General features: G+C 73.0%; 22 protein-coding genes. 9 read left to right on the plus strand and 13 right to left on the minus strand.

Annotated elements, in window-relative coordinates:
* Positions 1–242 precede the first annotated feature (242 nt).
* Positions 243–1451, plus strand: a complete 1209-nt coding sequence (locus AC07DW_RS03425) for a S8 family peptidase (RefSeq protein ID WP_478855923.1) — start codon at positions 243–245, stop codon at positions 1449–1451.
* On the opposite strand, the gene AC07DW_RS03430 is transcribed toward AC07DW_RS03425, so the two are convergent.
* From AC07DW_RS03430 to AC07DW_RS03455, 6 genes are all read right to left on the minus strand, one after another.
* Positions 1448–2059 carry a DUF4291 domain-containing protein gene (locus AC07DW_RS03430; protein WP_478855924.1) on the minus strand — a complete coding sequence of 204 codons (612 nt, stop codon included), beginning with the start codon at positions 2057–2059 and terminating at the stop codon, positions 1448–1450. The two genes, AC07DW_RS03425 and AC07DW_RS03430, sit on opposite strands and share 4 nt — an antisense overlap.
* 69 nt (positions 2060–2128) lie before the next feature.
* Entirely contained in the window at positions 2129–3631 is a 1503-nt protein-coding gene (gene mmsA, locus AC07DW_RS03435) for a CoA-acylating methylmalonate-semialdehyde dehydrogenase (protein ID WP_478855925.1), read from the minus strand.
* 14 nt (positions 3632–3645) lie between these two features.
* The gene (iolD, locus tag AC07DW_RS03440; RefSeq protein WP_478855926.1) at positions 3646–5520 is read right to left on the minus strand and encodes a 3D-(3,5/4)-trihydroxycyclohexane-1,2-dione acylhydrolase (decyclizing); all 1875 of its coding nucleotides are present in this window, start codon (positions 5518–5520) and stop codon (positions 3646–3648) included.
* Positions 5517–6332 (minus strand): 5-deoxy-glucuronate isomerase, encoded by an 816-nt coding sequence (gene iolB, locus AC07DW_RS03445; RefSeq protein ID WP_478855927.1) that lies wholly within the window; start codon positions 6330–6332, stop codon positions 5517–5519. Before iolB ends, iolD begins: the two co-directional genes overlap by 4 nt.
* 29 nt (positions 6333–6361) lie before the next feature.
* Entirely contained in the window at positions 6362–7246 is an 885-nt protein-coding gene (locus AC07DW_RS03450; RefSeq protein ID WP_478855928.1) for a Cgl0159 family (beta/alpha)8-fold protein, read from the minus strand.
* Positions 7243–8298, minus strand: a complete 1056-nt coding sequence (locus AC07DW_RS03455) for a 5-dehydro-2-deoxygluconokinase (protein ID WP_478855929.1) — start codon at positions 8296–8298, stop codon at positions 7243–7245. Before AC07DW_RS03455 ends, AC07DW_RS03450 begins: the two co-directional genes overlap by 4 nt.
* A gap of 124 nt (positions 8299–8422) precedes the next feature.
* On the opposite strand from AC07DW_RS03455, the gene AC07DW_RS03460 reads away from it, so the two are divergent.
* The 4 genes from AC07DW_RS03460 (at position 8423) to AC07DW_RS03475 (ending at position 10609) form a co-directional block, all read left to right on the plus strand.
* The gene (locus AC07DW_RS03460) at positions 8423–9337 is read left to right on the plus strand and encodes a sugar phosphate isomerase/epimerase family protein (protein ID WP_478855930.1); all 915 of its coding nucleotides are present in this window, start codon (positions 8423–8425) and stop codon (positions 9335–9337) included.
* Positions 9338–9558: 221 nt separating this feature from the next.
* Entirely contained in the window at positions 9559–9756 is a 198-nt protein-coding gene (locus tag AC07DW_RS03465) for a helix-turn-helix transcriptional regulator (protein ID WP_478855931.1), read from the plus strand.
* A gap of 112 nt (positions 9757–9868) precedes the next feature.
* Entirely contained in the window at positions 9869–10108 is a 240-nt protein-coding gene (locus AC07DW_RS03470; protein ID WP_478855932.1) for a GNAT family N-acetyltransferase, read from the plus strand.
* Between the two features lie 189 nt (positions 10109–10297).
* A complete protein-coding gene (locus tag AC07DW_RS03475) occupies positions 10298–10609 on the plus strand; it encodes a heavy-metal-associated domain-containing protein (protein WP_478855933.1) in 312 nt (103 codons plus the stop codon).
* A 543-nt stretch (positions 10610–11152) separates the two neighbouring features.
* Here AC07DW_RS03475 and AC07DW_RS03480 read toward each other — a convergent pair.
* The 5 genes from AC07DW_RS03480 to AC07DW_RS03500 form a co-directional block, all read right to left on the minus strand.
* Complete coding sequence (locus AC07DW_RS03480) at positions 11153–12442, minus strand: citrate synthase (RefSeq protein WP_478855934.1); 1290 nt, start codon at positions 12440–12442, stop codon at positions 11153–11155.
* 177 nt (positions 12443–12619) lie between these two features.
* Positions 12620–14845: an SF1B family DNA helicase RecD2 gene (recD2, locus tag AC07DW_RS03485; protein ID WP_478855935.1), complete on the minus strand. Its 2226-nt coding sequence runs from the start codon at positions 14843–14845 to the stop codon at positions 12620–12622.
* 213 nt (positions 14846–15058) lie between these two features.
* Positions 15059–15838, minus strand: coding sequence for a sugar phosphate isomerase/epimerase family protein (locus AC07DW_RS03490; RefSeq protein WP_478856051.1), 780 nt, complete (start codon positions 15836–15838; stop codon positions 15059–15061).
* Between the two features lie 29 nt (positions 15839–15867).
* Entirely contained in the window at positions 15868–17022 is a 1155-nt protein-coding gene (locus AC07DW_RS03495; RefSeq protein WP_478855936.1) for a dihydrodipicolinate synthase family protein, read from the minus strand.
* Positions 17019–18170, minus strand: coding sequence for a Gfo/Idh/MocA family protein (locus AC07DW_RS03500; protein WP_478855937.1), 1152 nt, complete (start codon positions 18168–18170; stop codon positions 17019–17021). Before AC07DW_RS03500 ends, AC07DW_RS03495 begins: the two co-directional genes overlap by 4 nt.
* Positions 18171–18322: 152 nt before the next feature.
* On the opposite strand from AC07DW_RS03500, the gene AC07DW_RS03505 reads away from it, so the two are divergent.
* The 4 genes from AC07DW_RS03505 (at position 18323) to AC07DW_RS03520 (ending at position 23331) form a co-directional block, all read left to right on the plus strand.
* On the plus strand, positions 18323–19387 hold the full coding sequence (locus tag AC07DW_RS03505) for a LacI family DNA-binding transcriptional regulator (protein WP_478855938.1): 1065 nt from the start codon (positions 18323–18325) through the stop codon (positions 19385–19387).
* Between the two features lie 241 nt (positions 19388–19628).
* Positions 19629–20414, plus strand: coding sequence for a sugar phosphate isomerase/epimerase family protein (locus AC07DW_RS03510; protein WP_478855939.1), 786 nt, complete (start codon positions 19629–19631; stop codon positions 20412–20414).
* Between the two features lie 195 nt (positions 20415–20609).
* Positions 20610–21353, plus strand: coding sequence for a hypothetical protein (locus AC07DW_RS03515; protein ID WP_478855940.1), 744 nt, complete (start codon positions 20610–20612; stop codon positions 21351–21353).
* A 154-nt stretch (positions 21354–21507) separates the two neighbouring features.
* Complete coding sequence (locus tag AC07DW_RS03520; RefSeq protein ID WP_478855941.1) at positions 21508–23331, plus strand: glycoside hydrolase family 3 protein; 1824 nt, start codon at positions 21508–21510, stop codon at positions 23329–23331.
* Positions 23332–23385: 54 nt separating this feature from the next.
* Here the strand turns inward: AC07DW_RS03520 and AC07DW_RS03525 are convergent, their stop codons facing one another.
* Positions 23386–24804, minus strand: coding sequence for a S28 family serine protease (locus tag AC07DW_RS03525; RefSeq protein WP_478855942.1), 1419 nt, complete (start codon positions 24802–24804; stop codon positions 23386–23388).
* A gap of 81 nt (positions 24805–24885) precedes the next feature.
* Complete coding sequence (locus AC07DW_RS03530) at positions 24886–25293, minus strand: hypothetical protein (RefSeq protein WP_478855943.1); 408 nt, start codon at positions 25291–25293, stop codon at positions 24886–24888.
* Position 25294 lies beyond the last annotated feature (1 nt).

Genomic DNA, 25294 nt, shown 5'->3' on the forward strand with positions numbered 1-25294 from the left:
TGGCCGAGCGCCTGCTCCCCGGCCGGCCGGCGCGGCATCGGGCGGCGCCGCATCGGGCGGGCGCTGACGTAGGCGCCGCCGGTGTGCGCCCGCTCGCGGGCCGGGTGGATGGAGAATTCGCCACGCTGACGTGGGGGTTCGGCGGCGAAGCGGGGGAGGCTCTCCCACCACCCTTGTGCTGTACATGACCAGTCGGGACGCTGTGGGGCCGTCCGGATCAAGAAAGGTCAGGTGCCCCCGAGATGAGAGCCCCCTCCCGCAGGCCCCGGTGCCCCCAGTCCCTGCGCCGCGCCGGCGCGCTGATACCCGCCGTCGCCCTCGCGGCCGCTCTGCACGTCGTCGCCGTCTCCCCCACCGCGCACGCCGGGCCCGTCGGCGACCTCCGCCTCGCCCCGGCGGAGACCGCGGTGCCGAACAGCTGGATCGTCGTCCTCAAGGACGGCTCCACCCGAGCCGCCGACCTCGGCGTCACCCCCCGGCACGAGTACCGCAGCGCGCTCGACGGGTTCTCCACCACCCTGTCGAGGGCGAGGGCCACCGCCCTCGCCGCCGACCCCAGGGTCGCCTACGTCGAGCAGAACCGGACCGTCCGCCTCACCACCACCCAGCCGAACGCCACCTGGGGCCTGGACCGGATCGACCAGCGCGACCTGCCGCTGTCGACGACGTACACCTACGACACCACGGCGCCGAACGTGCACGCGTACGTCATCGACACCGGTATCCGCACCTCGCACGCCGAGTTCGGCGGGCGGGCGGTCGTCGGGACCGACACCGTCGGCGGCGGGCAGAACGGGCAGGACTGCCAGGGCCACGGCACGCACGTCGCCGGTACGGTCGGCGGGCGGACGTACGGCGTGGCCAAGGCCGCGAGGCTCGTCGCCGTCCGGGTCCTGGACTGCGGCGGCTCGGGCACCACCGCCGGGGTCATCGCGGGCGTGGACTGGGTGACGGCGAACGCGGTGAAGCCGGCGGTCGCCAACATGAGCCTGGGCGGCGGCGTCGACACGTCCCTCGACGACGCCGTCAGGCGCTCGGTCGCCTCGGGCGTCTCGTACACCGTCGCGGCCGGCAACGGCAACATCCTGGGCCTGCCGGAGAACGCCTGCAACACCTCACCCGCCCGCGTCCCGGAGGCCATCACGGTCGGGGCGACGGACGACGCCGACCGGCGCGCCTCGTTCTCCAACTACGGCACCTGCGTGGACCTCTTCGCGCCGGGCGTGAAGGTCACCTCGGCGTGGCGCACCGGTGACACGGCGACCAGCACCCTCTCCGGTACGTCGATGGCGGCGCCCCACGCGGCCGGTGTCGCCGCCCTGTACCTGTCGGAGCACCCGGCCGCGTCCCCGGCGCAGGTCCGGGACGCGCTGGTGGGCAACGCCACCGCCGGCAAGGTCAGGAACGCGCTCACGGGCTCCCCGGACCGGCTGCTGCACGCCCGGTTCTAAGCGGCACCCGGCGGGACGAGGTGCCCGAGGAGCTCCGTACCGGCCGGGTACGGGCGCTCCTCGGGCAGCAGCCGGGCCGCCGCGTCGAGGTCGCCCGCCCGCACCAGGGCGTGGATCTCGCGCGCGAGCGGTGTCACGTCCCGTATGGAGACCGTCCACTCGTCGGCGTACCGCGCGGACGCCTCGCCCGCGAGGCCCAGTTGGAGCGAGCGGTGCGGCAGCGGCGCCAGGCGCAGGTCGCGCTCGGGGTCCCACTGGACGCGGGCCGGGGACCGGCGCAACCGCTGCTTCCAGGCGGCCTCGTCGGGGTGGAAGCCGCGCACGTAGTGCGACAGGCACGCGTGGCGCAGCGCCCATTCGAAGCCCTCGCGGGTGATCTCGACGGCCAGGACGGTCTCCTGGTCCTGCTTGGCGGCCCAGCCGCAGCGGTACATCATCCACAGGAAGCTCGGCTTGATCCACGTCATGCGGTCCCGCTTCCAGGCGGCCGGGAAGCGGCCCGTGCGGGCGGCGGGACCGCCGATCCCGGGTGCGTACGCCTGGTAGACGGTCACCGTGTCGTCGGTGTGCAGGGCCCGGATGCGGTACTTCGGTTCATCGGCGTGCATGCCCCGAAGCATCGACGGCCGGCCCCGGTCGGGGCCAGCCGTTTTCCCGGCGCGGGTGGCGGGCGGATGTCAGTGGTTGCGGGGGAAGCCGAGGTCCACGCCGGCGGGGGCCTCGGAGGGGTCGGGCCAGCGGGTGGTGACGACCTTTCCGCGGGTGTAGAAGTGCACGCCGTCGTTGCCGTAGATGTGGTGGTCGCCGAAGAGCGAGTCCTTCCAGCCGCCGAAGGAGTGGTAGCCGACGGGCACCGGGATCGGGACGTTCACGCCGACCATGCCCGCCTGGACCTCCAGCTGGAAGCGGCGGGCGGCGCCGCCGTCACGGGTGAAGATCGCGGTGCCGTTGCCGTACGGCGACTCGTTGATGAGGCGGACGCCCTCCTCGTAGGTGTCGGCCCGCAGGACGCACAGGACCGGGCCGAAGATCTCGTCGCGGTAGGCGTCGGAGTCCGTGGACACCTTGTCGAGCAGCGACAGGCCGATCCAGTGGCCGTTCTCGTACCCGTCGACGGTGTGGCCGGTGCCGTCGAGGACGACCTCCGCGCCCTGGGCGGCGGCGCCGGTGACGTAGGACGCGACCTTGTCGCGGTGGGCGGCGGTGATCAGCGGGCCCATCTCGGAGGCCGGGTCGTCGCCGGGACCGATCGTGATCTTCTCGGCGCGCTCGCGGATCTTCTCCACCAGTTCGTCGCCGATGGCGCCGACCGCGACGACCGCCGAGATGGCCATGCAGCGCTCGCCCGCCGAGCCGTACGCCGCCGAGACCGCCGCGTCGGCGGCCGCGTCGAGGTCGGCGTCGGGGAGGACCAGCATGTGGTTCTTGGCGCCGCCCAGGGCCTGGACGCGCTTGCCGTTCGCCGAGGCGGTGGTGTGGATGTACCGGGCGATGGGCGTCGAGCCGACGAAGGAGACGGCCGCGACGTCCGGGTGCTCCAGCAGGGCGTCGACCGCGACCTTGTCGCCGTGGACGACGTTGAGGACGCCGTCGGGCAGGCCGGCCTGGGAGGCCAGCTCGGCGAGCAGGTTGGCGGCGGACGGGTCCTTTTCGCTGGGCTTGAGGACGAAGGTGTTGCCGCAGGCGATGGCCAGCGGGAACATCCACATCGGCACCATCGCTGGGAAGTTGAACGGCGTGATGCCGGCGACCACGCCGAGCGGCTGGCGGATGGCGGCGACGTCGACCCGGTTGGAGACCTGGGTGGACAGCTCGCCCTTGAGCTGGACGGTGATCCCGCACGCCAGCTCCACGATCTCCAGGCCGCGCGCGACCTCGCCGAGCGCGTCGGAGTGGACCTTGCCGTGCTCGGCGGTGATCAGGGCGGCGATCTCGTCGCGGTGGGCGTCGAGCAGCGCGCGATAGGCGAACAGCACGCCGGTGCGCTGGGCCAGCGAGGACGTGCCCCAGGTGGCGTACGCGGCCTTGGCGGCGGCGACGGCGGCGTCGACCTCCTCGGCGGAGGCCAGGGCGACCCGCGTGGTGACGGCGCCGGTCGCCGGATCGGTGACCGGGCCCCAGTTGCCCGACGCGCCTTCGACGGTTTTGCCACCGATCCAGTGGTTGACGGTCTTCGTCATGACGAAAAACTCCTTCACAGATGGCGGCGCCGGGCTGCGACGTGCCGGTCGTACTCCTCGCGGGCCTCGACCGCCGACGTGCGGGTCGCCGTCTCGGCCACGGGCACATCCCACCATGCCTCGGAGGCGGGCGCGCCCGACACTGTGTCTGCCGTTTCGGTCTCCACGTAGACACATGTGGGCACGGTCGCCGCGCGGGCCGCGGCGAGGGCTTCTCGCAGGTCACGGACGGTGTGGGCGCGCAGGACGCGCATGCCGAGGCTGGCCGCGTTGGCGGCCAGGTCGACCGGGAGCGGGTCACCGGTGTACGTGCTGTCGGGGGCCCGGTAGCGGTAGGCGGTGCCGTACCGCTCGGCGCCGACGGTTTCCGAGAGGCCGCCGATCGAGGCGTACCCGTGGTTCTGGAGGACGACCAGCTTGATCGGGACGTTCTCCTGGACGGCGGTGACGATCTCGGTGGGGTTCATCAGGTACGTACCGTCGCCGACGAGGGCCCAGACGGGGCGGCCGGGCGCGGCGAGGGCGGTGCCGATGGCGGCGGGGATCTCGTAGCCCATGCAGGAGTAGCCGTATTCGACGTGGTACTGGTCGCGGGAGCGGGTCCGCCAGAGCTTGTGGAGGTCGCCGGGGAGCGAGCCGGCGGCGTTGATCAGGATGTCGTCGCCGGTGACCAGGGTGTCGAGCACCCCGAGGACCTGCGCCTGCGTGGGCCGCGCGTCCTCGTCCTCGGGGGTGTACGCGGCGGTGACGCGGGCGTCCCAGCCGGCCCGCAGCTCCGCGTACTCGCTCGCGTACGGTGCCGGGACGGTGTGCCCGCCGAGGGCTCCGGCGAGCTGTTCCAGCCCCTCGCGGGCGTCGGCGACCAGCGGGAGGGCGGCCATCTTGTGGGCGTCGAAGCCGGTGATGTTGAGGTTGACGAAGCGGACGCCGGGGTGGGCGAAGAGCGTCGAGGAGGCGGTGGTGAAGTCGGTGTACCGGGTGCCGACGCCGAGGACCAGGTCGGCGGTGCGGGCGAGGCGGTTGGCGGTGGAGGTGCCGGTGTGGCCGATGCCGCCGACGTCGCAGGGGTGGTCGTGCGGCACGGAGCCCTTGCCGGCCTGGGTGGACGCGACGGGGATGCCGGTGGCGGCGGCGAACGCGCCCAGCGCGGTCTCGGCGGCGCTGTGGTGGACTCCGCCGCCGGCCACGACAAGGGGGCGCCCGGCCGCCCTGATCGCCCGGACGGCGGCATCGAGTTCGGCCGCGTCGGGGCGGGGCCGGCGCACCCGCCAGACGCGCTCGGCGAAGAACTCCTCCGGCCAGTCGTACGCCTCCGCCTGCACGTCCTGCGGCAGCGCGAGGGTGACCGCGCCGGTGGCGGCCGGGTCGGCCAGGACCCGCATGGCGGCCAGGGCGGCGGGGACCAGCGCCTCGGGGCGGGTGATCCGGTCGAAGTAGGCCGACACCGGGCGCAGCGCGTCGTTGACGGACACGTCCCCCGCCCAGGGCACTTCGAGCTGCTGGAGGACGGGGTCGGCGGGCCGGGTGGCGAAGGTGTCGCCGGGCAGCAGCAGCACCGGGAGGCGGTTGACGGTGGCCAGGGCCGCGCCGGTGACGAGGTTGGTGGCGCCGGGGCCGATGGAGGTGGTGACGGCGTGGGCGGAGAGGCGGCCGGACTGGCGGGCGTGGCCGACGGCGGCGTGGACCATGGCCTGCTCGTTGCGGCCCTGGAGGTAGGGCATGTCACCGGCGTACTGCACGAGGGCCTGTCCGATGCCCGCCACGTTGCCGTGGCCGAAGATGCCCCAGGTGGCGCCGACGAGCCGGTGGCGCCGTCCGTCGCGTTCGGTGAACTGGCGGGCCAGGAAGGCGACGAGCGCCTGGGCGGTGGTGAGCCGTCGGGTGCTCATCGGTATCCCTCCGTGCGGTGGCCGGGGTGGAAGCGGATCTTCCACTCGCGTTCCTCGCCCGGCCCCGCCATGACGTTGAGGTAGTACATGGTGTGGCCGGGCTGGGCGATGGACGGGCCGTGCCAGCCGTCCGGTACGAGGACGGCGTCACCGCAGCGGACCTCGGCGAGGAGGTCGGCGCCGCCGGGCCGGGAGGGTGAGACGCGCTGGTAGCCGACGCCGTCGCCGTCGATCTCGAAGTAGTAGATCTCCTCCAGCTCCGCCTCCTCGCCGGGCAGGTGCTCGTCGTGTTTGTGGGGTGGGTAGGAGGACCAGTTCCCGCCGGGCGTGATGACCTCGACGGCGATGAGCCGGTCGCAGTCGAAGGTGTCGGCGGCGGCGAAGTTGCGCACCTGGCGGGCGCAGTTCCCGCTGCCGCGCGCTTCGACCGGTACCTCCGGCGCGGGGCCGTAGCGAGCGGGGAGTCGTCGCTCGCACTTCGCTCCTGCCAGGGCGAAGCGGCCTCCCGCGCCGGAGGCGATCTGGGCGTGGGCGTCACGCGGTAGGTAGGCGAAGTCGGTGACGCCGCTGAACACGCTGTCGCGGCCCAGCAGTTCGATGCTCCGGCCGTCGACCAGCACCGTACAGCCGCCGGTGAGGGGAAGCAGGATCCACTCGCTGTCGCCGGTCGCGAGGAGGTGGGACCCGCCGGGGCCGAGGTCGAGGACGCGCAGGGCGCAGTGGGCCCAGCCGGCCCGTCCGGGGCCGATGTCGAGGGCGTAGGGCCCACGGGCCGCCCCGCCCCTCGGTACGTACAGCTGCTGGTCGGTCATGATCCTTCCGTACCCTCCTGGAACGCTCCTCAGAGCAGGCCCACGGCCGTGTCGACGGCGGCGGCGACGTCGCCGTCCGCCGGGTAGAGCAGGGACCGGCCCACCACGAGGCCCTGGACGGTCGGCAGCCGCAGGGCCGCGCGCCACTTCTCGTACGCCGTGTCCTGGTCGGGCCCGACGTCGCCGCCGAGGAGGACGGCGGGCAGGGTCGTGGTCTCCATGACCCGGGCCATGTCGTCGGGGTCGTCGGTGACGGGGACCTTGAGCCAGGTGTACGCGGAGGTGCCGGCCAGCCCGGAGGCGATGGCGAGCGACGTGGTCACCGCCTCGGGGCCGAGGTCGTTGCGGACGCGGCCGTCGGCCGGGTCGCGGCGGGACAGGAACGGCTCGACGAAGACGGGGAGCCGCCGTTCGGCCATGGCGTCGATGGTGCGGGCGGCGGTGGCGAGGGTGGTGAGGGAGCCGGGGTCGGTGGGGTCGATGCGCAGCAGCAGCTTGCCGGCGTCGAAGCCGAGCCGGGCGAGGTCCTCGGGGCGGTGCCCGGTGAAGCGGTCGTCGAGCTCGAAGGCGGCTCCGGCGAGGCCGCCGCGGTTCATCGAGCCCATGACGACCTTGCCCTCCAGGGCGCCGAGGAGCAGCAGGTCGTCGAGGATGTCGGCGGTGGCGAGGACGCCGTCGACGCCGGGGCGGGAGAGCGCGAGGCAGAGCCGTTCCAGCAGGTCCAGGCGGTTGGCCATGGCGAGCGGCCGGTCGCCCACGGCCAGCGCGCCGCGGGCCGGGTGGTCGGCGGCGACGATCATCAGCCGTCCGGAGGCGCCGAGCAGGGCCCGCCGGGTGCGGCGGGCGGCGGCCTCGGCGACGGCCTCGGGGTGATGGGTGCGCACCGCGACGAGGTGGGCGAGGTCGACGGTCACGGACGCCCGCCGTCCAGGAGGGCGGCCACCTCGTCGGCGAACGGCATCGCGGAGGAGCAGGCCAGGCGGGAGGCGACGATGGCACCGGCGGCGTTGGCGTAACGGATGGTCCGCTCCAGGTCCCACCCGGCGAGGAGCCCGTGGCACAGGGCCCCGCCGAACGCGTCGCCCGCGCCCAGGCCGTTGACCACCTCAACGGGGACGGGCGGTACGTCGGCGGTGTCGCCGTCGGCGGTCATGGCGAGGACTCCCTTGGGGCCCTGCTTGACGACGGCGAGGCGGACGCCCGCGTCGATCAGGGCGCGGGCGGCGGCGTGGGGCGCGCGTTCCCCGGTGGCGATCTCGCACTCGTCGACGTTGCCGACGGCGACCGTGGCGTGCCGCAGCGCGGCGGCGTAGGGGGGCCGGGCCTCGTCGGCGCCGGACCAGAACATCGGCCGCCAGTCGAGGTCGAAGACGGTGATCCGGCCGTCCGGCCCGGCGGCGTACGCGGCGGACGGCGGCACGGTGGCGGGCGGGACGGCGGGCGACGGGGCGGCGGCGGGCGGGACGGCGGGCGGCGCGGCGTCGGGCGACCGGGCGGCGAGGGCGGCGAGCGTCGAGGCGCGGCTGGGTTCGGCGGACAGACCCGTACCGGTCATCCAGAAGATCCGGGCGCCCGCGACGGCCGGCAGGTCGAGCTCGTGCTGGTGGATCTCCAGGTCGGGGGCCTTGGGCTGCCGGTAGAAGTAGAGCGGGAAGTCGTCCGGCGGGAAGATCTCGCAGAAGGTGAGCGGGGTGGGGTACGCCTCGACCGGCGTCACCCACCGGTCGTCCACGCCGAACGCGCGCAGCTCCTGGTGCAGGTACGCGCCGAACGGGTCCGCGCCCGTGCGGGTGATCAGCGCGGTGCGCCGGCCGAGCCGGGCGGCCGCGACGGCCACGTTGGCGGGCGAGCCGCCGAGGAACTTGCCGAACGTCTCGGCATCGGCGAGCGGGACGCCGGTGCGGAGCGGGTAGAGGTCCACTCCGATGCGCCCCATGGTGATGAGGTCGTACGGATCGGTCGTCATCCGGATCCCTTCGCGTCGGCACCGTGGTCAGGTCTAGCCGCCCCCGCACACCCTGTCAATCTTTTGTCCGGACATTCGGACCAAGCCTTGACGCTCCGCTCCGGCCGCCTCCAAGCTGGCCCCCATGACGCAGCTGTCACCCTCGCCGCCGTCCCGCCTCCGGATCGGTTCCGCCCCCGACTCCTGGGGTGTGTGGTTCCCCGACGATCCGCGGCAAGTCCCCTGGCCGCGCTTCCTCGACGAGGTCGCGCGGGCCGGGTACGAGTGGATCGAGCTCGGCCCGTACGGCTACCTCCCCACCGACCCGGCCCGGCTCACCGAGGAGACCGCCCGCCGCGGGCTGAAGGTCTCGGCGGGCACGGTGTTCACCGGCCTGCACCACGGTGAGGCAGTCTGGGAGAAGACCTGGGCGCACGTCGCGGACAACGCGGCCCTCGCCCGCGCCATGGGCGCCGGGCACCTCGTGGTCATCCCGTCCTTCTGGCGCGACGACCGGACCGGCCGGGTGCTGGAGGACCGGAACCTGACGGCGGACCAGTGGCGCGACCTGACCCGCCTGACCGAGCGCCTCGGCCGGGAGGTGCGCGACCGCTTCGGCCTGCGCATCGTCGTACACCCGCACGCCGACACCCACATCGACGGCGAGGAGAACGTCAGCCGGTTCCTCGACGCCACCGACCCCGAGCTGGTCGCCCTCTGCCTGGACACCGGGCACTACGCGTACTGCGGCGGCGACAGCGTCGCGCTGATCGAGAGGTACGGCGAGCGCATCGGTTACCTCCACCTGAAGCAGGTCGACCCCGAGGTCCTGGCCGAGGTGGTCGCCCGGGGCACCCCGTTCGGCCCGGCCGTGGCCAGGGGCGTGATGTGCGAACCACCGTCCGGCGTGCCGGCCCTGGAGCCCGTGCTGGCCGCCGCCCGGGCCCTGGACGTCGACCTCTTCGCCATCGTCGAGCAGGACATGTACCCCTGCCCGCCGGACCGCCCCTTCCCCATCGCCGAACGCACCCGCCGCTTCCTGCGCTCCTGCGGGGCCTGACCGTCGCCGCCCCCGCCATTGCTTTCGTCACAGTGATCCCCTTCCTGTCACACATGTCTCCATAACGCGGGTCTTCCGTCACAGGCGATCAACAGGCCCTTCCCGCCGGTCACTGTGCGTCGTTCAACGGGCACAGGCTGAGTGATCGCCAGCGACCGCGCCCCGGCTCCCCCGACGGTCCCCCCGGACCGCGCCGCGGCGCACGCAGGGAGGTGCCACAGATGACGGACAGAAAGCTCTGGTCCTACAAGGAGATTGCCGCGCACATCCGGGTACAGCCGGACACGGTCCGCTCGTACCGGAAGCACGGCCTGCTCCCGCAACCCGACCACGTGGAGGACGGCAAGCCCTACTGGCACCCGGACACGATCCGCGTCTGGGTGGCCAACCGCCCCGGAAACCGCTCCCGGGGGACCTGACGACCCCCGCGGGAAACCGTGATCCGGCGTTCCCGGCCCCGCACCTCCCCCGGTGCGGGGCCGGCCGCGTACAGGGGTTGCCCGCCGCCGCGACGGCCCGGAGGATCACCGGATGAGTGGTTTCTCCGTCAAGCCCGCCCTCACCGGAGACCGTGTGGCGCTGCGCCCGCCCACCGAGCAGGACGCCGACGCGGTCGCCGGGATCCTCGCGGACCCGGAGGTGCTGACCTTCACCGGCTCTCCGGCCGGCCCACCGCCGCCCTCCCTCGGGGAGGGCGCGGAGCGGGAGACCCTGCCGCACGAGGGCCGGTTGATCGACTCGCCGACCATGTCCGTCCTGGCCCGGGAGTGAGCCGCCCACCGGGGCCGTCCCGCGCCGGCTCCCTCCGCGGGTTCCGGCGGTCGGCGGCACGCGGAGGCGACCTCACTGGCTTTGATACCCCCTAGGGGTATAGAGTGAGGTACGTCGGGACGCCACAGCGCTCCCGTGAACCCCGTGCGCCCCTGCCGCACCACGTGTCCGACCGAAGAGGAGAACCCCATGACCGCCGAGACGAGGACCGAACTCCCCCAGGCGACCGGCTCCTGCTGCTCCCCCACCGGCTCCTGCCACGACGGCGGGACCGAGGGGCCGACCGGCGGCGTCACCACCGTCTACGAGGTCCGGGGCATGACCTGCGGCCACTGCGAGGGCGCCGTCTCCGAGGAGATCCGCGGCATCGCCGGCGTCACCTCGGTCGAGGCGGTCGCCGCCACCGGCCTGGTCACCGTCACCTCGGAGGCCGACCTGGACGAGGCCGCGGTGCGCGCCGCGGTCGACGAGGCGGGCTACGAGCTCATTGGCCGGGCCTGACGCCCGAGACGGACCACCGGCCGGACCAGGCCGCTCCCGGCCGGACCGGACCGCACCGTGACCACCACGGGCGGCCGGCCCGGCCGCGGTCGTTTCCTCCGCGTTTGGCGGTGACTGTCGGTCTCCGGTCCCGTACCTCCACGTGATTTCACCTTCACGTGACTCACAGGACCTTCACAACGAGACCTAGATCACAGATATTTGGGGGTAACCATTCGGACCGCTCGCGAGTCTGAATGGGCGATGCCGAGAACGTCTTGGGGGACGTTCATGGGATGTCTTGGGGGACGTCCCAGGCAAGCGTTGGCCGGGGCACGTGCACCGGGGAGCTTTGAGCGGCCCTCCCGTACGTACCCCGGCAGATCGCATCGCGAGCTTCTGCTGAAACCCGGCAGACGCCCGGACCCGGATCCCGTGGGGGGAATCCGTTCCGGGGATATGGGGAGCGCCCCGCTCGCCGACCCGTGGGGGGATCGGCGGCGGGGCGCTCTCGTCATGCGCTGCCGGAGGGGCACCCGGGCGGGCGCCCCTCATGGCGTCGGTTCAGCGACCCTCGACCGGGACGAAGTCGCGCAGGACCTCTCCCGTGTAGATCTGGCGCGGGCGGCCGATGCGGGAACCCGGCTCCTTGATCATCTCGTGCCACTGGGCGATCCAGCCCGGCAGCCGGCCCAGCGCGAAGAGCACCGTGAACATCTCGGTCGGGAAGCCCATCGCCCGGTAGATCAGACCGGTGTAGAAGTCCACGTTCGGGTAGAGGTTGCGCGAGACGAAGTAGTCGTCGGCGAGCGCGTGCTCCTCCAGCTTCAGCGCGATGTCCAGCAGCTCGTCGGACTTGCCGAGCGCCGAGAGGACGTCGTGCGCCGCCGCCTTGATGATCTTCGCCCGGGGGTCGAAGCTCTTGTAGACGCGGTGACCGAAGCCCATCAGGCGGACGCCGTCCTCCTTGTTCTTCACCTTGCGGATGAAGGAGTCGACGTCGCCGCCGGCGGCCTGGATGCCCTGGAGCATCTCCAGCACCGACTGGTTGGCGCCACCGTGCAGCGGGCCCCACAGGGCCGAGATGCCCGCCGAGATCGAGGCGAACATGTTCGCCTGCGACGAGCCGACCAGACGCACGGTGGAGGTGGAGCAGTTCTGCTCGTGGTCCGCGTGCAGGATCAGCAGCTTGTCGAGGGCGGAGACCACGACCGGGTCGAGCTCGTACTCCTGCGCCGGGACCGAGAAGGTCATGCGGAGGAAGTTCTCGACGTACGACAGGTCGTTGCGCGGGTAGACGAACGGGTGACCGATCGACTTCTTGTACGCGTACGCCGCGATCGTGGGCAGCTTGGCCAGCAGCCGGATCGTCGAGAGGTGACGCTGCTTCTCGTCGAACGGGTTGTGGCTGTCCTGGTAGAACGTCGACAGCGCGCTGACGACCGAGGACAGCATGGCCATCGGGTGGGCGTCGCGCGGGAAGCCGTCGAAGAACCGCTTGACGTCCTCGTGCAGCAGCGTGTGCTGCGTGATCTCGTTGCGGAAGGCCGCCAGCTCGTCGACCTTGGGCAGTTCACCGTTGATCAGCAGGTACGCCACCTCGAGGAAGGTGGAGCGCTCGGCCAGCTGCTCGATGGGGTAGCCGCGGTACCGCAGGATGCCCTGCTCGCCGTCCAGGTAGGTGATCGCGGATTTGTAGGCGGCGGTGTTGCCGTATCCACTGTCCAGGGTCACCAGACCGGTCTGGGCTCGGAGCTTCCCGATGTCGAAGCCCTTGTCACCGACGGTGCTCTCGACCACCGGGTAGGTGTATTCACCGTCCGCGTACCGCAGTACTACAGAGTTGTCGCTCACGTCATCCCTCACCGACGTAGTGCCTCTTCTTCGAGGTGCCCTGACTGTCTCTACCATCCCCCACTTGGCCCAGCAGAGTGCACTCGGGGTCGACCATTCGGCCAATTGGCGGCACTCAGTGCCGTCAACCTGCTCATCCTGCCCCCTTCGCCCCGGTTGCGAAAGTCCGGATGATCCCTAGGTGATGTTTCCCACCCGTACCTCACCTTTCAGCCGATACCGCAGTGAGGTAAAGCGCCGGCCCGCGGAAACCGTGCGGACCGCCTGACCGATGGCTTTGCGGGAGCCGACGAGGACGACCAGCTTCTTCGCCCGCGTGACGGCCGTGTACAGCAGGTTCCGCTGGAGCATCATCCACGCGCCCGTGGTGACCGGGATCACCACGGCCGGGTACTCGCTGCCCTGGGAGCGGTGGATGGTGACGGCGTACGCGTGGGCCAGCTCGTCCAGCTCGTCGAAGTCGTACGGCACCTCCTCGTCCTCGTCCGTCAGCACGGTGAGCCGCTGCTCGTCCACGTTCAGCGACGTGACCACGCCGACCGTTCCGTTGAAGACCCCGTTCGTGCCCTTCTCGTAATTGTTGCGAATCTGCGTGACCTTGTCGCCGACGCGGAAGACCCTGCCGCCGAACCTCTTCTCCGGGACGTCCGGCCGCGAAGGGGTGACCGCCTGCTGGAGGAGACCGTTGAGCGTGCCCGCCCCGGCCGGCCCCCGGTGCATCGGCGCCAGGACCTGCACGTCCCGGCGGGGGTCGAGGCCGAACTTCGCCGGTACCCGGCGGGCCGCGACGTCCACCGTCAGCCGGCCCGCCTCCTCGGTGTCCTCCGTGGCGAACAGGAAGAAGTCCGGCAGCCCCGAGGTGACCGGCTGCTGACCGGAGTTGATCCGGTGGGCGTTGGTCACCACACCGGACTGCCGGGCCTGCCGGAAGATCCGTGTGAGCCGCACCGACGGCACCGGGCCGTCCGGCGCCAGCAGGTCGCTCAGCACCTCCCCCGCGCCCACGCTCGGCAGCTGGTCGACGTCCCCCACCAGCAGCAGGTGCGCACCCGGCGCCACCGCCTTGACCAGCTTGTTCGCCAGCAGCAGGTCCAGCATGGACGCCTCGTCGACCACGACCAGGTCGGCGTCGAGCGGCCGGTCCCGGTCGTACGCCGCGTCCCCGCCCGGCTTCAGCTCCAGCAGCCGGTGCACCGTGGACGCCTCCGCGCCGGTCAGCTCCGACAGCCGCTTGGCCGCGCGGCCGGTGGGCGCCGCGAGGAGCACCCTGGCCCTCTTCGCCCGGGCCAGCTCCACGATCGACCGGACGGTGAACGACTTGCCGCAGCCGGGGCCGCCCGTCAGCACCGCCACCTTCTCGGTGAGGGCGAGCCGCACCGCCTGCTCCTGCTCAGGCGCCAGCTCCGCCCCCGTACGGTCGGCGAGCCACGCCAGCGCCTTGTCCCACGCCACGTCCCGGAAGGCGGGCATCCGGTCCTCCTCGGCCCGCAGCAGCCGCCGGAGCTGCCCGGCCAGCGAGAGCTCCGCCCGGTGGAACGGGATCAGGTAGACCGCCGTCAGCGGCCGCCCCTCCGGACCCGGCACCTGCTCGCGCACGACACCCTCCTCGTCGGCCGCCAGAGCGGCCAGGCAGTCGATCACGAGCCCGGTGTCGACCTGGAGGAGCTTCACCGCGTCGGAGATCAGCTGCTCCTCGGGCAGGAAACAGTGCCCCTGGTCGGCCGACTGCGACAGGGCGTACCGCAACCCGGCCTTCGCCCGCTCGGGACTGTCGTGCGGGATGCCCACCGCCTGCGCGATCCTGTCGGCGGTGAGGAAGCCGATGCCCCACACGTCGGCGGCCAGCCGGTAGGGCTGGTTCCGCACCACGGAGATGGAGGCGTCGCCGTACTTCTTGTAGATCCGCACCGCGATGGACGTGGAGACGCCGACGCCCTGGAGGAAGACCATCACCTCCTTGATCGCCTTCTGCTCCTCCCACGCGGCGCCGATCATCCTCGTCCGCTTCGGCCCGAGCCCCGGCACCTCGATGAGCCGCTTCGGCTCCCGCTCGATGACGTCGAGCGTCTCGATCCCGAAGTGCTCCACGATCCGGTCGGCGATGCGCGGCCCGATCCCCTTGATCAGTCCGGAACCCAGATAGCGGCGGATGCCCTGGACGGTGGCCGGCAGGACGGTCGTGTAGTTCTCCACCGTGAACTGCTTGCCGTACTGCGGGTGCGACCCCCAGCGGCCCTCCATGCGCAGCGACTCCCCCGGCTGCGCGCCGAGCAGCGAGCCGACGACCGTGAGCAGCTCCCCGCCCCCGCGCCCGGTGTCGACCCGGGCCACCGTGTAGCCGCTCTCCTCATTGGCGTACGTGATCCGCTCGAGGACCCCTTCGACCACTGCTGGATTGGACATGCCCCGACGCTACCGGGCGGCTCGGACAGTCCGGCGGCCCTGTGGACAACTCCCGCCCGGTCCACGGACGACGAAGGGGCCCGGTCCGTGGACCGGGCCCCGAGCGCTCCCCCCGGCAGGGCTTCATGAATCCCCCCGGATGCCCCCGGAAGCCCTGACGCCACGTATGACACGCGTCGGGGCCGGAGGGTTGTACGCGTACGGGGACGGATTTCAGAGCACGTGGCGGACGTAGCGCCGGGCCGTCTCCTCCAGGACCTCCAGCCCGTCGCGGGCCCACAGCTCGTCGTTGAACAGTTCCACCTCGATCGGGCCCGTGTAGCCGGAGCCGTCGACCAGCTCGCGCCAGGCGCGCAGGTCGATGGAGCCGTCGCCGAGCGGGCCGCGGCCGTTGAGGACCCCTGCCGGGAGGGGGGTGGTCCAGTCGGCGAGCTGGAAGGAGTGGATGCGGCCCGCCGCGCCCGCGCGGGCGATGGCCGCCGGGGCGCGGTCGTCCCACCAGATGTGGTACGTGTCGACGACGACGCCCACCTGGGAGGCGGGGAAGGGCTCCGCCAGCGCGAGGGCCTGGTCGAGGGTGGAGACAACGCAGCGGTCGGCCGCGTACATGGGGTGCAGGGGCTCGATCGCGAGCCGGACGCCCCGGGAGGCGGCGTACGGGGCGAGTTCGGCGAGCGCGTCGGCGATGAGCGACCGGGCCGCGGGCAGGTCCTTGCTCCCGGGCGGGAGGCCGCCGGAGACCAGGACCAGGGTGTCGGTGCCGAGGGTCGCCGCCTCGTCGACGGCCGCGCGGTTGTCGTCCAGGTCGGCGGCGGTGGTGAAGAAGCCGCCCCGGCACAGCGTGGTGACGGTCAGCCCCGCGTCGCGGACGAGTTTCGCGGTGGCCTCCAGGCCGTACTCGGCGACCGGCTCGCGCCACAGGCCGACGCCGGGGACGCCGAGGCGGACGCAGGCCGCGGTGAGGTCCGGCAGCGACAACTGCCTGACGGTCATCTGGTTGATGCTGAAGCGGGCCAGATCGCTCACTGTTCGACTCCGTACACCGACAGCAGGGACTTCATACGGGACTCCGCCAGGGCCGGGTCGGGGAACAGGCCCAGTCCGTCGGCCAGTTCGTACGCCCGGGCGAGGTGCGGGAGCGAGCGGGCCGACTGGAGACCGCCGACCATCGTGAAGTGGTCCTGGTGGCCCGCCAGCCAGGCCAGGAACACCACGCCCGTCTTGTAGAAGCGGGTCGGCGCCTGGAAGAGGTGCCGGGACAGGGCGACGGTCGGGTCGAGAAGGGCGCGGAACCCGTCCTTGTCGCCGGTGTCCAGGACCCGTACCGCCTCGGCCGCCAGCGGGCCGAGCGGGTCGAAGATGCCCAGCAGGGCGTGGCTGAAGCCGTGCTCGTCGCCCTCGATCAGCTCGGGGTAGTGGAAGTCGTCGCCGGTGTAGCAGCGCACGCCCTCGGGAAGGCGGCGGCGCAGCTCGACCTCGCGCCGGGCGTCCAGCAGGGAAACCTTGATGCCGTCGACCTTGTCCGGGTGCTCGGCGACGACCTTCAGGAACGTGTCGGTGGCGACGTCCAGGTCGGCCGAGCCCCAGTAGCCCTCCAGAGCGGGGTCGAACATGGGGCCGAGCCAGTGGAGGACGACGGGTTCGCCCGCCTGGCGCAGGAGGTGGGTGTAGAGGGTCACGTAGTCGTCGGGGGACCGCGCGGCCTCCGCGAGGGCGCGGGAGGCCATGAGAACGGGCTGGGCGCCGCAGTCCTCGACGAGGGCCAGCTGCTCCTCGTACGCCGCGCGGACGGCGGCCAGGTCCGCCGGGGCGGTGAGCTGGTCCGTACCCACCCCGGCCGCGATCCGGCCGCCGGCCGCCTTCGCCTCGGCGGCCGAGCGGCGGATCAGTTCGGCGGCGCCCGCCCAGTCCAGGCCCATACCGCGCTGGGCGGTGTCCATCGCCTCGGCGACACCCAGTCCGTGGCCCCACAGGTGGTGGCGGAAGGCGAGGGTGGCGTCCCAGTCGACGGCCGCCGGGGAGTCGGGGGTGACGTCCGCGTAGGGGTCGGCCACCACGTGGGCGGCGGAGAAGACCGTACGGGAGGCGAGGCGCGCGCGTCCGGGGCGGTCAGCGGAACCGAAGACCGCCGGTTCGGTACGCGGCTCGTACGTGCCGTGCGGGAGCCGGATGGTCACAGCGACAGCTCCGGCACGTCGTAACGGCGGCCTTCGGCCGAGGACTTCAGGCCCAGCTCGGCGAGCTGCACACCGCGCGCGCCGGCCAGCAGGTCCCAGTGGTAGGGCTCGTCCAGCACGACGTGGCGCAGGAACAGCTCCCACTGGGCCTTGAAGCCGTTGTCGAACACGGTGTTGTCGGGGACCTCCTGCCACTGGTCGCGGAACGCCTCCGTGACCGGGATGTCGGGGTTCCAGACGGGCTTGGGGGTGGTGGAGCGGTGCTGGACGCGGCAGCCGCGCAGTCCGGCGACGGCGGAGCCGTGGGTGCCGTCGACCTGGAACTCGACCAGTTCGTCGCGGTGGACGCGCACCGCCCAGGAGGAGTTGATCTGGGCGACGGCGCCGCTCGCCAGCTGGAAGATGCCGTACGCGGCGTCGTCGGCGGTTGCGGCGTACGGCTTGCCGTCCTCGTCCCAGCGCTGCGGGATGTGGGTGGTGACGTGGGCGGTGACTCCGGTGACGCGGCCGAACAGTTCGTGGAGCACGTACTCCCAGTGCGGGAACATGTCGACGACGATGCCGCCGCCGTCCTCGGCGCGGTAGTTCCAGGAGGGGCGCTGAGCCTCCTGCCAGTCGCCCTCGAAGACCCAGTAACCGAACTCGCCGCGCACGGAGAGGATCTCGCCGAAGAAGCCGCCGTCGATGAGGCGCTTCAGCTTGACCAGGCCCGGCAGGAAGATCTTGTCCTGGACGACGCCGTGCTTGACACCCGCGGCGCGGGCGAGGCGGGCGAGTTCCAGGGCCCCTTCGGTGTCGGTGGCCGTGGGCTTCTCGGTGTAGATGTGCTTTCCGGCGGCGATCGCCCGGGTGAGGGCGTCGACGCGGGCGGAGGTCACCTGGGCGTCGAAGTAGATCTCCGTGGTCTCGTCGGCGAGGACGGCGTCGAGGTCGGTCGACCACTCGGTCAGCCCGTGGCGGTCGGCGAGTGCGCGCAGGGCGTGCTCGCGGCGGCCGACCAGGACGGGTTCGGGCCACAGGACCTGGCCGTCGCCGAGGTCCAGGCCGCCCTGGTCGCGGATCGCGAGGATCGACCGCACCAGGTGCTGCCGGTACCCCATCCGGCCCGTGACGCCGTTCATGGCGATCCGCACGGTTCTGCGTGTCACGAAGATCCTCCAAGTGTGGTCGCGAGGTCGCCCGCCGGTACCGGAGTCATGCCCGCACACCGCCGTAGCAAGCGCTTTCTATCGGTGATGACGCTAGCCTGCCGACAGCGGCCGGTACAAGGGCCCGGCCCGACTCTCCTCGGAGGAACGCGATGACAGTCACCCTGGCCGATGTGGCGGCGCGCGCCCGGGTGTCCCCGGCCACCGTCTCCCGCGTCCTCAACGGCAACTACCCGGTCGCGGCCTCCACCCGCGAGCGGGTGCTGCGCGCGGTCGACGAGCTGGACTACGTGCTCAACGGACCCGCCAGCGCGCTCGCCGCCGCCACCTCCGACCTGGTCGGCGTCCTCGTCAACGACATAGCCGACCCGTTCTTCGGGATCATGGCCGGGGCGGCGCAGCACGCGATGGGGGAGGGCGCGCCGGGCCGGGCGGGCGGCGAGAAGCTCGCCGTCGTCTGCAACACCGGCGGCTCCCCAGAGCGCGAACTGACCTACCTGACCCTGCTCCAGCGCCAGCGCGCCGCCGCCGTGGTCCTGACCGGCGGGGCGGTCGAGGACCCGGACCACATCGCGGCGATGGCGGTGAAGCTGGCCAAGCTGGCGGACGCAGGTACGCGGGTGGTGCTGTGCGGGCGCCCACCCGTGCCCGCGGCGGGCGAGGCGGTCACCGCCGCGCTGACTTTCGACAACCGGGGCGGCGGGAAGCGGCTGACGGAGCACCTGCTGACGCTGGGCCACCGGCGGATCGGGTACATCGCCGGCCCGGCCGAGCGCACCACCACCCGCCACCGCCTGGAGGGCCACCGCGCCGCGATGGAGGCGGCCGGGCTGGGCGGCGAGGGCCTGGACCGGCTCACCGTGCACGGGCGCTACGACCGGCGCTCCGGGTACGACGCGACGCTGGAGCTGCTGCGGCGGGAACCGCGCCTGACCGCGGTGGTCGCGGCCAACGACACGGTCGCGCTGGGCGCCTGCGCCGCGCTGCGGGACCGGGGGCTGCGCATCCCGGACGACATCTCCGTGGCGGGCTTCGATGACCTGCCGTTCTCCGTCGACGCGGTGCCCGCGCTCACCACCGTACGGCTGCCGCTGCACGAGGCGGGGGCGCGGGCCGGGCGGCTGGCGACCGGTACGGAGGCCCCGCCGCCGGGCGGTATCGCCACGATCGGCGGGGACCTCATGGTGCGCGCGTCCACCGGGCGGCCCGCCTCGTGAACGACGGCGGGCGGCCCGCCCCGTAACGGCGGCGCGCCCGGCGCCCGGCGGGCCCACCCACGTGCCGGGCGCAACCCTGGTGGCCGGGAGCCGGGCCGTGCGTACGGGGCGGACCTGGTGGGCCAGGACCGGCGACTGTCGTTGCGCGGGCCATGAGGGAGCGTCCGCGGGGTACGTTCCCCGGAGTCCGAGTCCGAGTCCGACCGGACCCCGCCCCCGCCGCACGAAGGAGCTCCAGACCGTGAAGTACGCCTTCTCCACCCTCGGCGTCCCCGGGATGCCGGTCCCCGACGTCGCCCGCCTCGCCGCCGAGAGCGGCTACCAGGGCGTGGAGCTGCGCGCCCACCCCGAGGAGCCGGTGCACCCGGGGCTGGTGGCGCACGAGCGGCGCGCCGTGGCCGAGGAGTTCGCACGGGCGGGCGTCGAGATCCTGACGGTCGCCGGGTACGCCCGGGTCGCGGAGGCCGGTGACGACGAGCCCGTGTACGAGGAGCTGCACCGGCTCCTGTACCTCGCCGCCGACCTGGGCGCGTCGTACGTCCGGGTGTTCCCGGGCGGCGGCGAGCAGGACCCGGCGGAGGCGGACGCCACGGCGGCCCGGCGGCTGGGCGCGGCGGCGGAGGTCGCGGCGGACCTGGGCGTACGGATCCTGGTGGAGACCCATGACTCGCACCCCGCCGGCGCGGACGTGGCCAGGATCGTGGGCGCGGTCGGCCACAAGCACGTGGGCGCGCTGTGGGACGTGATGCACCCCTGGAGGGCCGGTGAGGCCCCGTCGGCGACGCACGCGGTGCTGGCGCCGTACCTGGGGTACGTGCAGGTCAAGGACGTCGCCTCGGCGGAGGACGCCACACCGCTGCCCCTGGGCGCCGGGGTGCTGCCGCTCGCGGAGTGCCTGGCGCTGGTGGGCGGCGGGGACGGCGAGGCGTGGGTCTGCTGGGAGTACGAGAAGCGGTGGTACCCCGAGGCCGCCGAGCTGCCGCCGCTGCTGGCGGCGGGGCGGGAGCACCTGGCCCGGCTCGCCTAGCCGGGATCGCCCGGCCGGGACCGCCGGCCCGGGTTCGCCCGGCGGGGTGCCGGCCGCCCGTGGCGTTCGGGCGGGCTCCGGGCGACACGTGGCCGGACGGGCCGGGACACGGGCCGAGGGGTGTGAACCTGTGCCGTGGGGTCCCCGCCGAACCGGCCGGGGCTCGCCCGGCCTCGCCCGAAAGGGGTTCCCTCCATGGTGTCCAGACGCGCTCTCGTACGCGCCGGCGGCCTGACCGCCGCCGTGTGGACGCTGAGCGGCCGGCAGCGGCTCGCCCTGGCGATGACGCGGGAGCCTCCGCCGTCCGGGGATCACATCCCCGCCACCGAGCTGGGCGGCGCGGCGGCCTGTACGGTGCCTTCCGGCCACGACCCGGAGGTGATCAGGACCGTGTACCGGGTGGGCGTCGAGCTGGGCGTCAACGACAAGGTCATGCTCGCCGGCTTCGAGGCCGGGTGGGTCGAGTCGCACATGAACAACCTCGACTGCGGCCACCTCGACTCGGTCGGGGTCTTCCAGCAGCGCCCGAGCCAGGGCTGGGGCACCCGCGAGCAGTGCATGGACGTGACGTACGCGTCCCACTCGTTCTTCACCCGGGCCGTCGAGACCGACCGCGCGCACCCCGAGTGGACGGCCGGTCAGGTCGCGCAGGGTGTGCAGCGGTCCGCCTTCCCCGAGCGGTACGACCAGGCGGAGGCCAAGGCCCGCGCGCTCCTCGAAGAGGCACGGACGAGTGCCGGCGACCCGGCGACGGCGGCACCGGAGACGGCGACCCCCGGAGCGGCGACCCCCGCGATCCCCACGCCGGCCGCCCCCGGAGCGGCGACCCCCGTGCCCCCCACGCCGGCCGCCCCCGGGACAGCGGCACCGGAGACGTGGGACGACGCCCTGCGGGGGACATGGCCGCCCGCCGACTCCACCGCCCGCCCCGGGAACTGAACCCCGCAGGGGGCCCGGAGGGGCCCCGGAGGGGGCCCGCCGCCCCGCCCCTTTCCCGGCGCGGGGCGCGCAGGTCCTTGACCTGGCAGTTACTTTCCGGCTATGCGTGACTCCTTGGAAGTTTCCTTCATCCGCATGGCCGGAAGGAGCACCGATGCACCACCGGGCCACCGCCACCACCCCCTCCAGACGCACCCTCCTGACCGTCACGGCCGCCGCCGCGGCCGCCGCCGTCACCGGGACGGCCGCCCCCGCCGGGGCGGCCTCCGACGAGCGCCGCCTCGAACGGCTCCTCTCCCGCATGAGCCTGGAGGAGAAGGTCGGCCAGCTCTTCGTCATGCGGGTGTACGGGCACTCCGCCACCGACCCCGACCAGGCCGACGCCGACGCCAACCTCAAGGAGATCGGCGTCCGCACCGCCGCCGAACTGGTCACGAGGTACCACGTCGGCGGCATCATCTACTTTTCTTGGGCGCACAACACCCGCGACCCGCACCAGATCGCCGACCTGTCCAACGGCATCCAGCGCGCCGCGCTCGGCCGGTCCACCCCCGTACCGGTCCTCATCTCCATCGACCAGGAGCACGGCATCGTCGCCCGGATAGGGGAACCGGCCACGCTCATGCCGGGCGCGATGGCGCTCGGCGCGGGCGGCTCGCGCTCCGACGCCCGGCGCGCCGCCCACCTGGCGGGCACCGAGCTGGCGGCCATGGGCATCCGGCAGAACTACGCGCCGGTCGCCGACGTCAACGTCAACCCGGCCAACCCGGTCATCGGCGTACGCTCCTTCGGCTCCGACCCGAGGGCCGTCGCCGGGATGGTCGCCGCGCAGGTGAGCGGATACCAGCGGGCGGGCGTCGCCGCCACCTCCAAGCACTTCCCCGGGCACGGCGACACCTCCGTCGACAGCCACTACGGCCTGCCGACCATCACCCACACCCGCGAGCAGTGGCGGACGCTCGACGCCCCGCCGTTCCGCGCCGCCATCGCCGCCGGAATCGACTCGATCATGACGGCGCACATCGTGGTCCCCGCGCTCGACCCCGCCGAGGACCCGGCCACCCTCTCCCGCCCGATCCTCACCGGCATCCTGCGGGAGCAGTTGGGGTACGACGGCGTCGTCGTGACCGACTCGCTCGGCATGGAGGGAGTGCGCACCAAGTACGGCGACGACCGCGTCCCCGTCCTCGCCCTGAAGGCGGGCTGCGACCAGCTGCTCAATCCGCCGAAGCTGGACGTGGCGTGGAACGCCGTCCTCAAGGCCGTACGGAGCGGGGAGATCAGCGAGGCCCGGATCGATGAATCGATTCGCCGCGTCCTGCGGCTGAAGGCGAAACTGGGGCTCTTCCACGAGCCCTACGTCACCCACGACACCGTCGACCGCACCGTCGGCACCCGGCCGCACCTGGCCACCGCCGACCGGATCGCCGAGCGGACCACCACCCTGCTGCTGAACGACGGCGGGCTGCTCCCGCTCCGCAGCGCCGACCGGCCGAACCTCCTGGTCGTCGGGGCCGACGCCGCCTCGCCCTCCGGGACGACCGGCCCGCCGACCGCCACCCTGGCCGGCGCCCTCACCGAACTCGGCTTCACCACCACGGTGCTGCCGACCGGTACGGCCCCGACCGCCGCGCGGATCGACGAGGCGGTGGCGGCGGCGGCCGGCAAGGACGCCGTGATCGTCGCGACGTACAACGTCACGGCGACGAGCAGCCAGCGCACGCTGGTGTCCCGGCTCGCCGCCACCGGTGTCCCCGTCGTCACGGTCGCCATCCGCAACCCGTACGACATCGCCCGCCTCACCGGTCAGCGCGCCACGCTCGCCACCTACTCCTGGACGGACGTCGAACTGCGCGCCGCCGCCCGGGTCATCGCGGGCGAGGCCCGGCCGGAAGGGCGGCTGCCCGTGCCCGTGCAGCGCGCGGACGATCCGGCCCGGGTGCTCTACCCGGTGGGCCACGGCCTGAACTACCGGTAACGCCGGTGGGCCGCGCGCGCCGCCCGTGAGCGGTGCGCGCGGTCCCCGTACGCCCTACGGGCGCAGCGTCATCTCACGCCGCAGCTCCTGCTTGTCCAGGCGCGGGTCGTACGTGGTCAGCGGCGCCGCGCGCCGCGGATCGGCCGCCTCGACACCCGCCCAGGCCAGGATGCGGGCCGTGGCCTTCGTCCGCTCGGCCTCGATGAGGCCCGCGACGTTGGCGCCGTGGTTGGCGCCCGGCGCGGTCATCACATAGGAGTCCCGGGCGCCCTTGTCGACGCGGAACTTCTCGCTGCCCCAGGGGTCGTTGCCGCCGTACACGAAGAGCATGCCGCGCCCCTGGGTGCGGACCCAGGTGTCGACGTCGCGCATCACCCACGGCTTGAACCGCATGGGGATGTCCCGGGGCACGAAGTTGCGGGCGGGCTGGTAGCCGTACCGGGTCAGGCCGTCGAGGTGGGGCATCCGCATGCTCGGCGAACCGAGTTCGGTGGCGGCCTGGTAGTAGTACGGGGTGTACGGCTCCAGGCCCTGGTCGCTGTAGAAGGACCAGCCGGAGTACGTGTCGATGGTCTCGTACACGGCCTGGTCGGTGGCGGTGGCCGCGTCCGGGACGGAGGCGCAGTCGGCCTCGGTGTGGTACTGCCAGAAGCCCCAGACGAAGTCCAGGACGACCGCCTCGTACGCCTTGTCGAGGCTGCCGACCGTGGTGAAGGTGGCGCCCTCGGCCTCGGCCTGGGCGCGGAACCTCTCCTGGAGTGGCGCGCGGCGGACCAGGGCCTCGCGCTGGAGCGCGTTCAGCCGGTCGCGGCACTCCTGGGTGGAGACGGTCGCGAAGAACCGGTCGTAGGCCGAGTCCTCCTTCTCCACCACGTCGTTGGGGGCGACGTACGCGACGACGCCGTCCATGTCACGGGGGTAGAAGCGCTCGTAGTAGGTGGCGGTCATGCCGCCCTTCGAGGCGCCGGTGGCGAGCCACTTCCGGTCGTAGATCCGCTTCAGCGCGGTGAAGATCCGGTGCTGGTCGGAGGCCGCCTGCCAGATGTCCAGCTTCGACCAGTCGGCGGGCTGGGGGCGGGAGGGGGTGAAGAAGCGGTACTCCAGGGAGACCTGGTTGCCGTCCACGATCCGCGTCGGCTCGGCCCGCCCGGGGCGGGTGCTGACGGCGTATCCGCTGGTGTGGAAGACGGTGGGGCGGGCGGTGTCCTTGTGCAGCAGGGTGAGCCGCTGCTGGAAGGTGCCCTTGGAGCGGTCACGGTGGTCGACCGGCTGGGTGTAGGTGAGGACGAAGTAGCGATAGCCCGGGTAGGGCTTCTCCTCGACCAGGGCCATCCCGGGGATCGCCAGGATGCGGTCCTTGATATCGGTGGTCGTGCCGCTGCCGTCGGAGCCGGCGGCGGTTGCCGTGCCGGCCGCGCTCACGGTGCCTATGAGCACCATGAGGGACAGCAGCCATCTGAGCGCCTTGCGCATTCACCCTCCACGTGGGTTTGCGGTGGTCGCCGCGAACCTAGTGGGGCCAACGTGGTTGCCGCCACCCCTTGTTGGGCCGGGTCAGCAGAGGATCCAGCCCGTGGAGGCGCCCCGGCCCGCCACGGCGCCGGAGGCCCGGACGCAGCGGTTGAGGGCGTGCACGGTGACGGGCCCGGCCTGGCGGGTGAACGCGCCCGCGTCGACCGCGGCCCGGCCGCCGCGCGGCTGGACGGACACCGACATGGCGCGGCGGGCGCCGGGCTTCTTGGCGACGGTGACGGCGCAGGCGTACTGGCGGTTCTTGTACACGCGCAGCTCACCGGTGGCGAAGGTCATCGTCTTGACGAGCCGTCCCGGGCAGGCGGTGGCCGCCGCGTCGGCGCGTGGGGTGCCCGGCCCGGCGAGGACGAGGAAACCCGCGGCCACCAGCACCGCGAGCACCTGCGTGCACAGTCGTCTTGTCCTGGTAGCGGCCACCTCGTCGAACACA

The organism is Streptomyces sp. NPDC045701 (assembly GCF_056432045.1).

Excerpts from the sequence above, each read along its gene's own strand:
- AC07DW_RS03425 (WP_478855923.1), top strand. The coding sequence starts at position 243 with ATGAGAGCCCCCTCCCGCAGGCCCCGGTGCCCCCAGTCCCTGCGCCGC.
- AC07DW_RS03430 (WP_478855924.1), bottom strand. The coding sequence starts at position 2,059 with ATGCACGCCGATGAACCGAAGTACCGCATCCGGGCCCTGCACACCGAC.
- mmsA (WP_478855925.1), bottom strand. The coding sequence starts at position 3,631 with ATGACGAAGACCGTCAACCACTGGATCGGTGGCAAAACCGTCGAAGGC.
- iolD (WP_478855926.1), bottom strand. The coding sequence starts at position 5,520 with ATGAGCACCCGACGGCTCACCACCGCCCAGGCGCTCGTCGCCTTCCTG.
- iolB (WP_478855927.1), bottom strand. The coding sequence starts at position 6,332 with ATGACCGACCAGCAGCTGTACGTACCGAGGGGCGGGGCGGCCCGTGGG.
- AC07DW_RS03455 (WP_478855929.1), bottom strand. The coding sequence starts at position 8,298 with ATGACGACCGATCCGTACGACCTCATCACCATGGGGCGCATCGGAGTG.
- AC07DW_RS03460 (WP_478855930.1), top strand. The coding sequence starts at position 8,423 with ATGACGCAGCTGTCACCCTCGCCGCCGTCCCGCCTCCGGATCGGTTCC.
- AC07DW_RS03465 (WP_478855931.1), top strand. The coding sequence starts at position 9,559 with ATGACGGACAGAAAGCTCTGGTCCTACAAGGAGATTGCCGCGCACATC.
- AC07DW_RS03470 (WP_478855932.1), top strand. The coding sequence starts at position 9,869 with ATGAGTGGTTTCTCCGTCAAGCCCGCCCTCACCGGAGACCGTGTGGCG.
- AC07DW_RS03475 (WP_478855933.1), top strand. The coding sequence starts at position 10,298 with ATGACCGCCGAGACGAGGACCGAACTCCCCCAGGCGACCGGCTCCTGC.
- recD2 (WP_478855935.1), bottom strand. The coding sequence starts at position 14,845 with ATGTCCAATCCAGCAGTGGTCGAAGGGGTCCTCGAGCGGATCACGTAC.
- AC07DW_RS03490 (WP_478856051.1), bottom strand. The coding sequence starts at position 15,838 with ATGACCGTCAGGCAGTTGTCGCTGCCGGACCTCACCGCGGCCTGCGTC.
- AC07DW_RS03505 (WP_478855938.1), top strand. The coding sequence starts at position 18,323 with ATGACAGTCACCCTGGCCGATGTGGCGGCGCGCGCCCGGGTGTCCCCG.
- AC07DW_RS03515 (WP_478855940.1), top strand. The coding sequence starts at position 20,610 with ATGGTGTCCAGACGCGCTCTCGTACGCGCCGGCGGCCTGACCGCCGCC.
- AC07DW_RS03520 (WP_478855941.1), top strand. The coding sequence starts at position 21,508 with ATGCACCACCGGGCCACCGCCACCACCCCCTCCAGACGCACCCTCCTG.
- AC07DW_RS03525 (WP_478855942.1), bottom strand. The coding sequence starts at position 24,804 with ATGCGCAAGGCGCTCAGATGGCTGCTGTCCCTCATGGTGCTCATAGGC.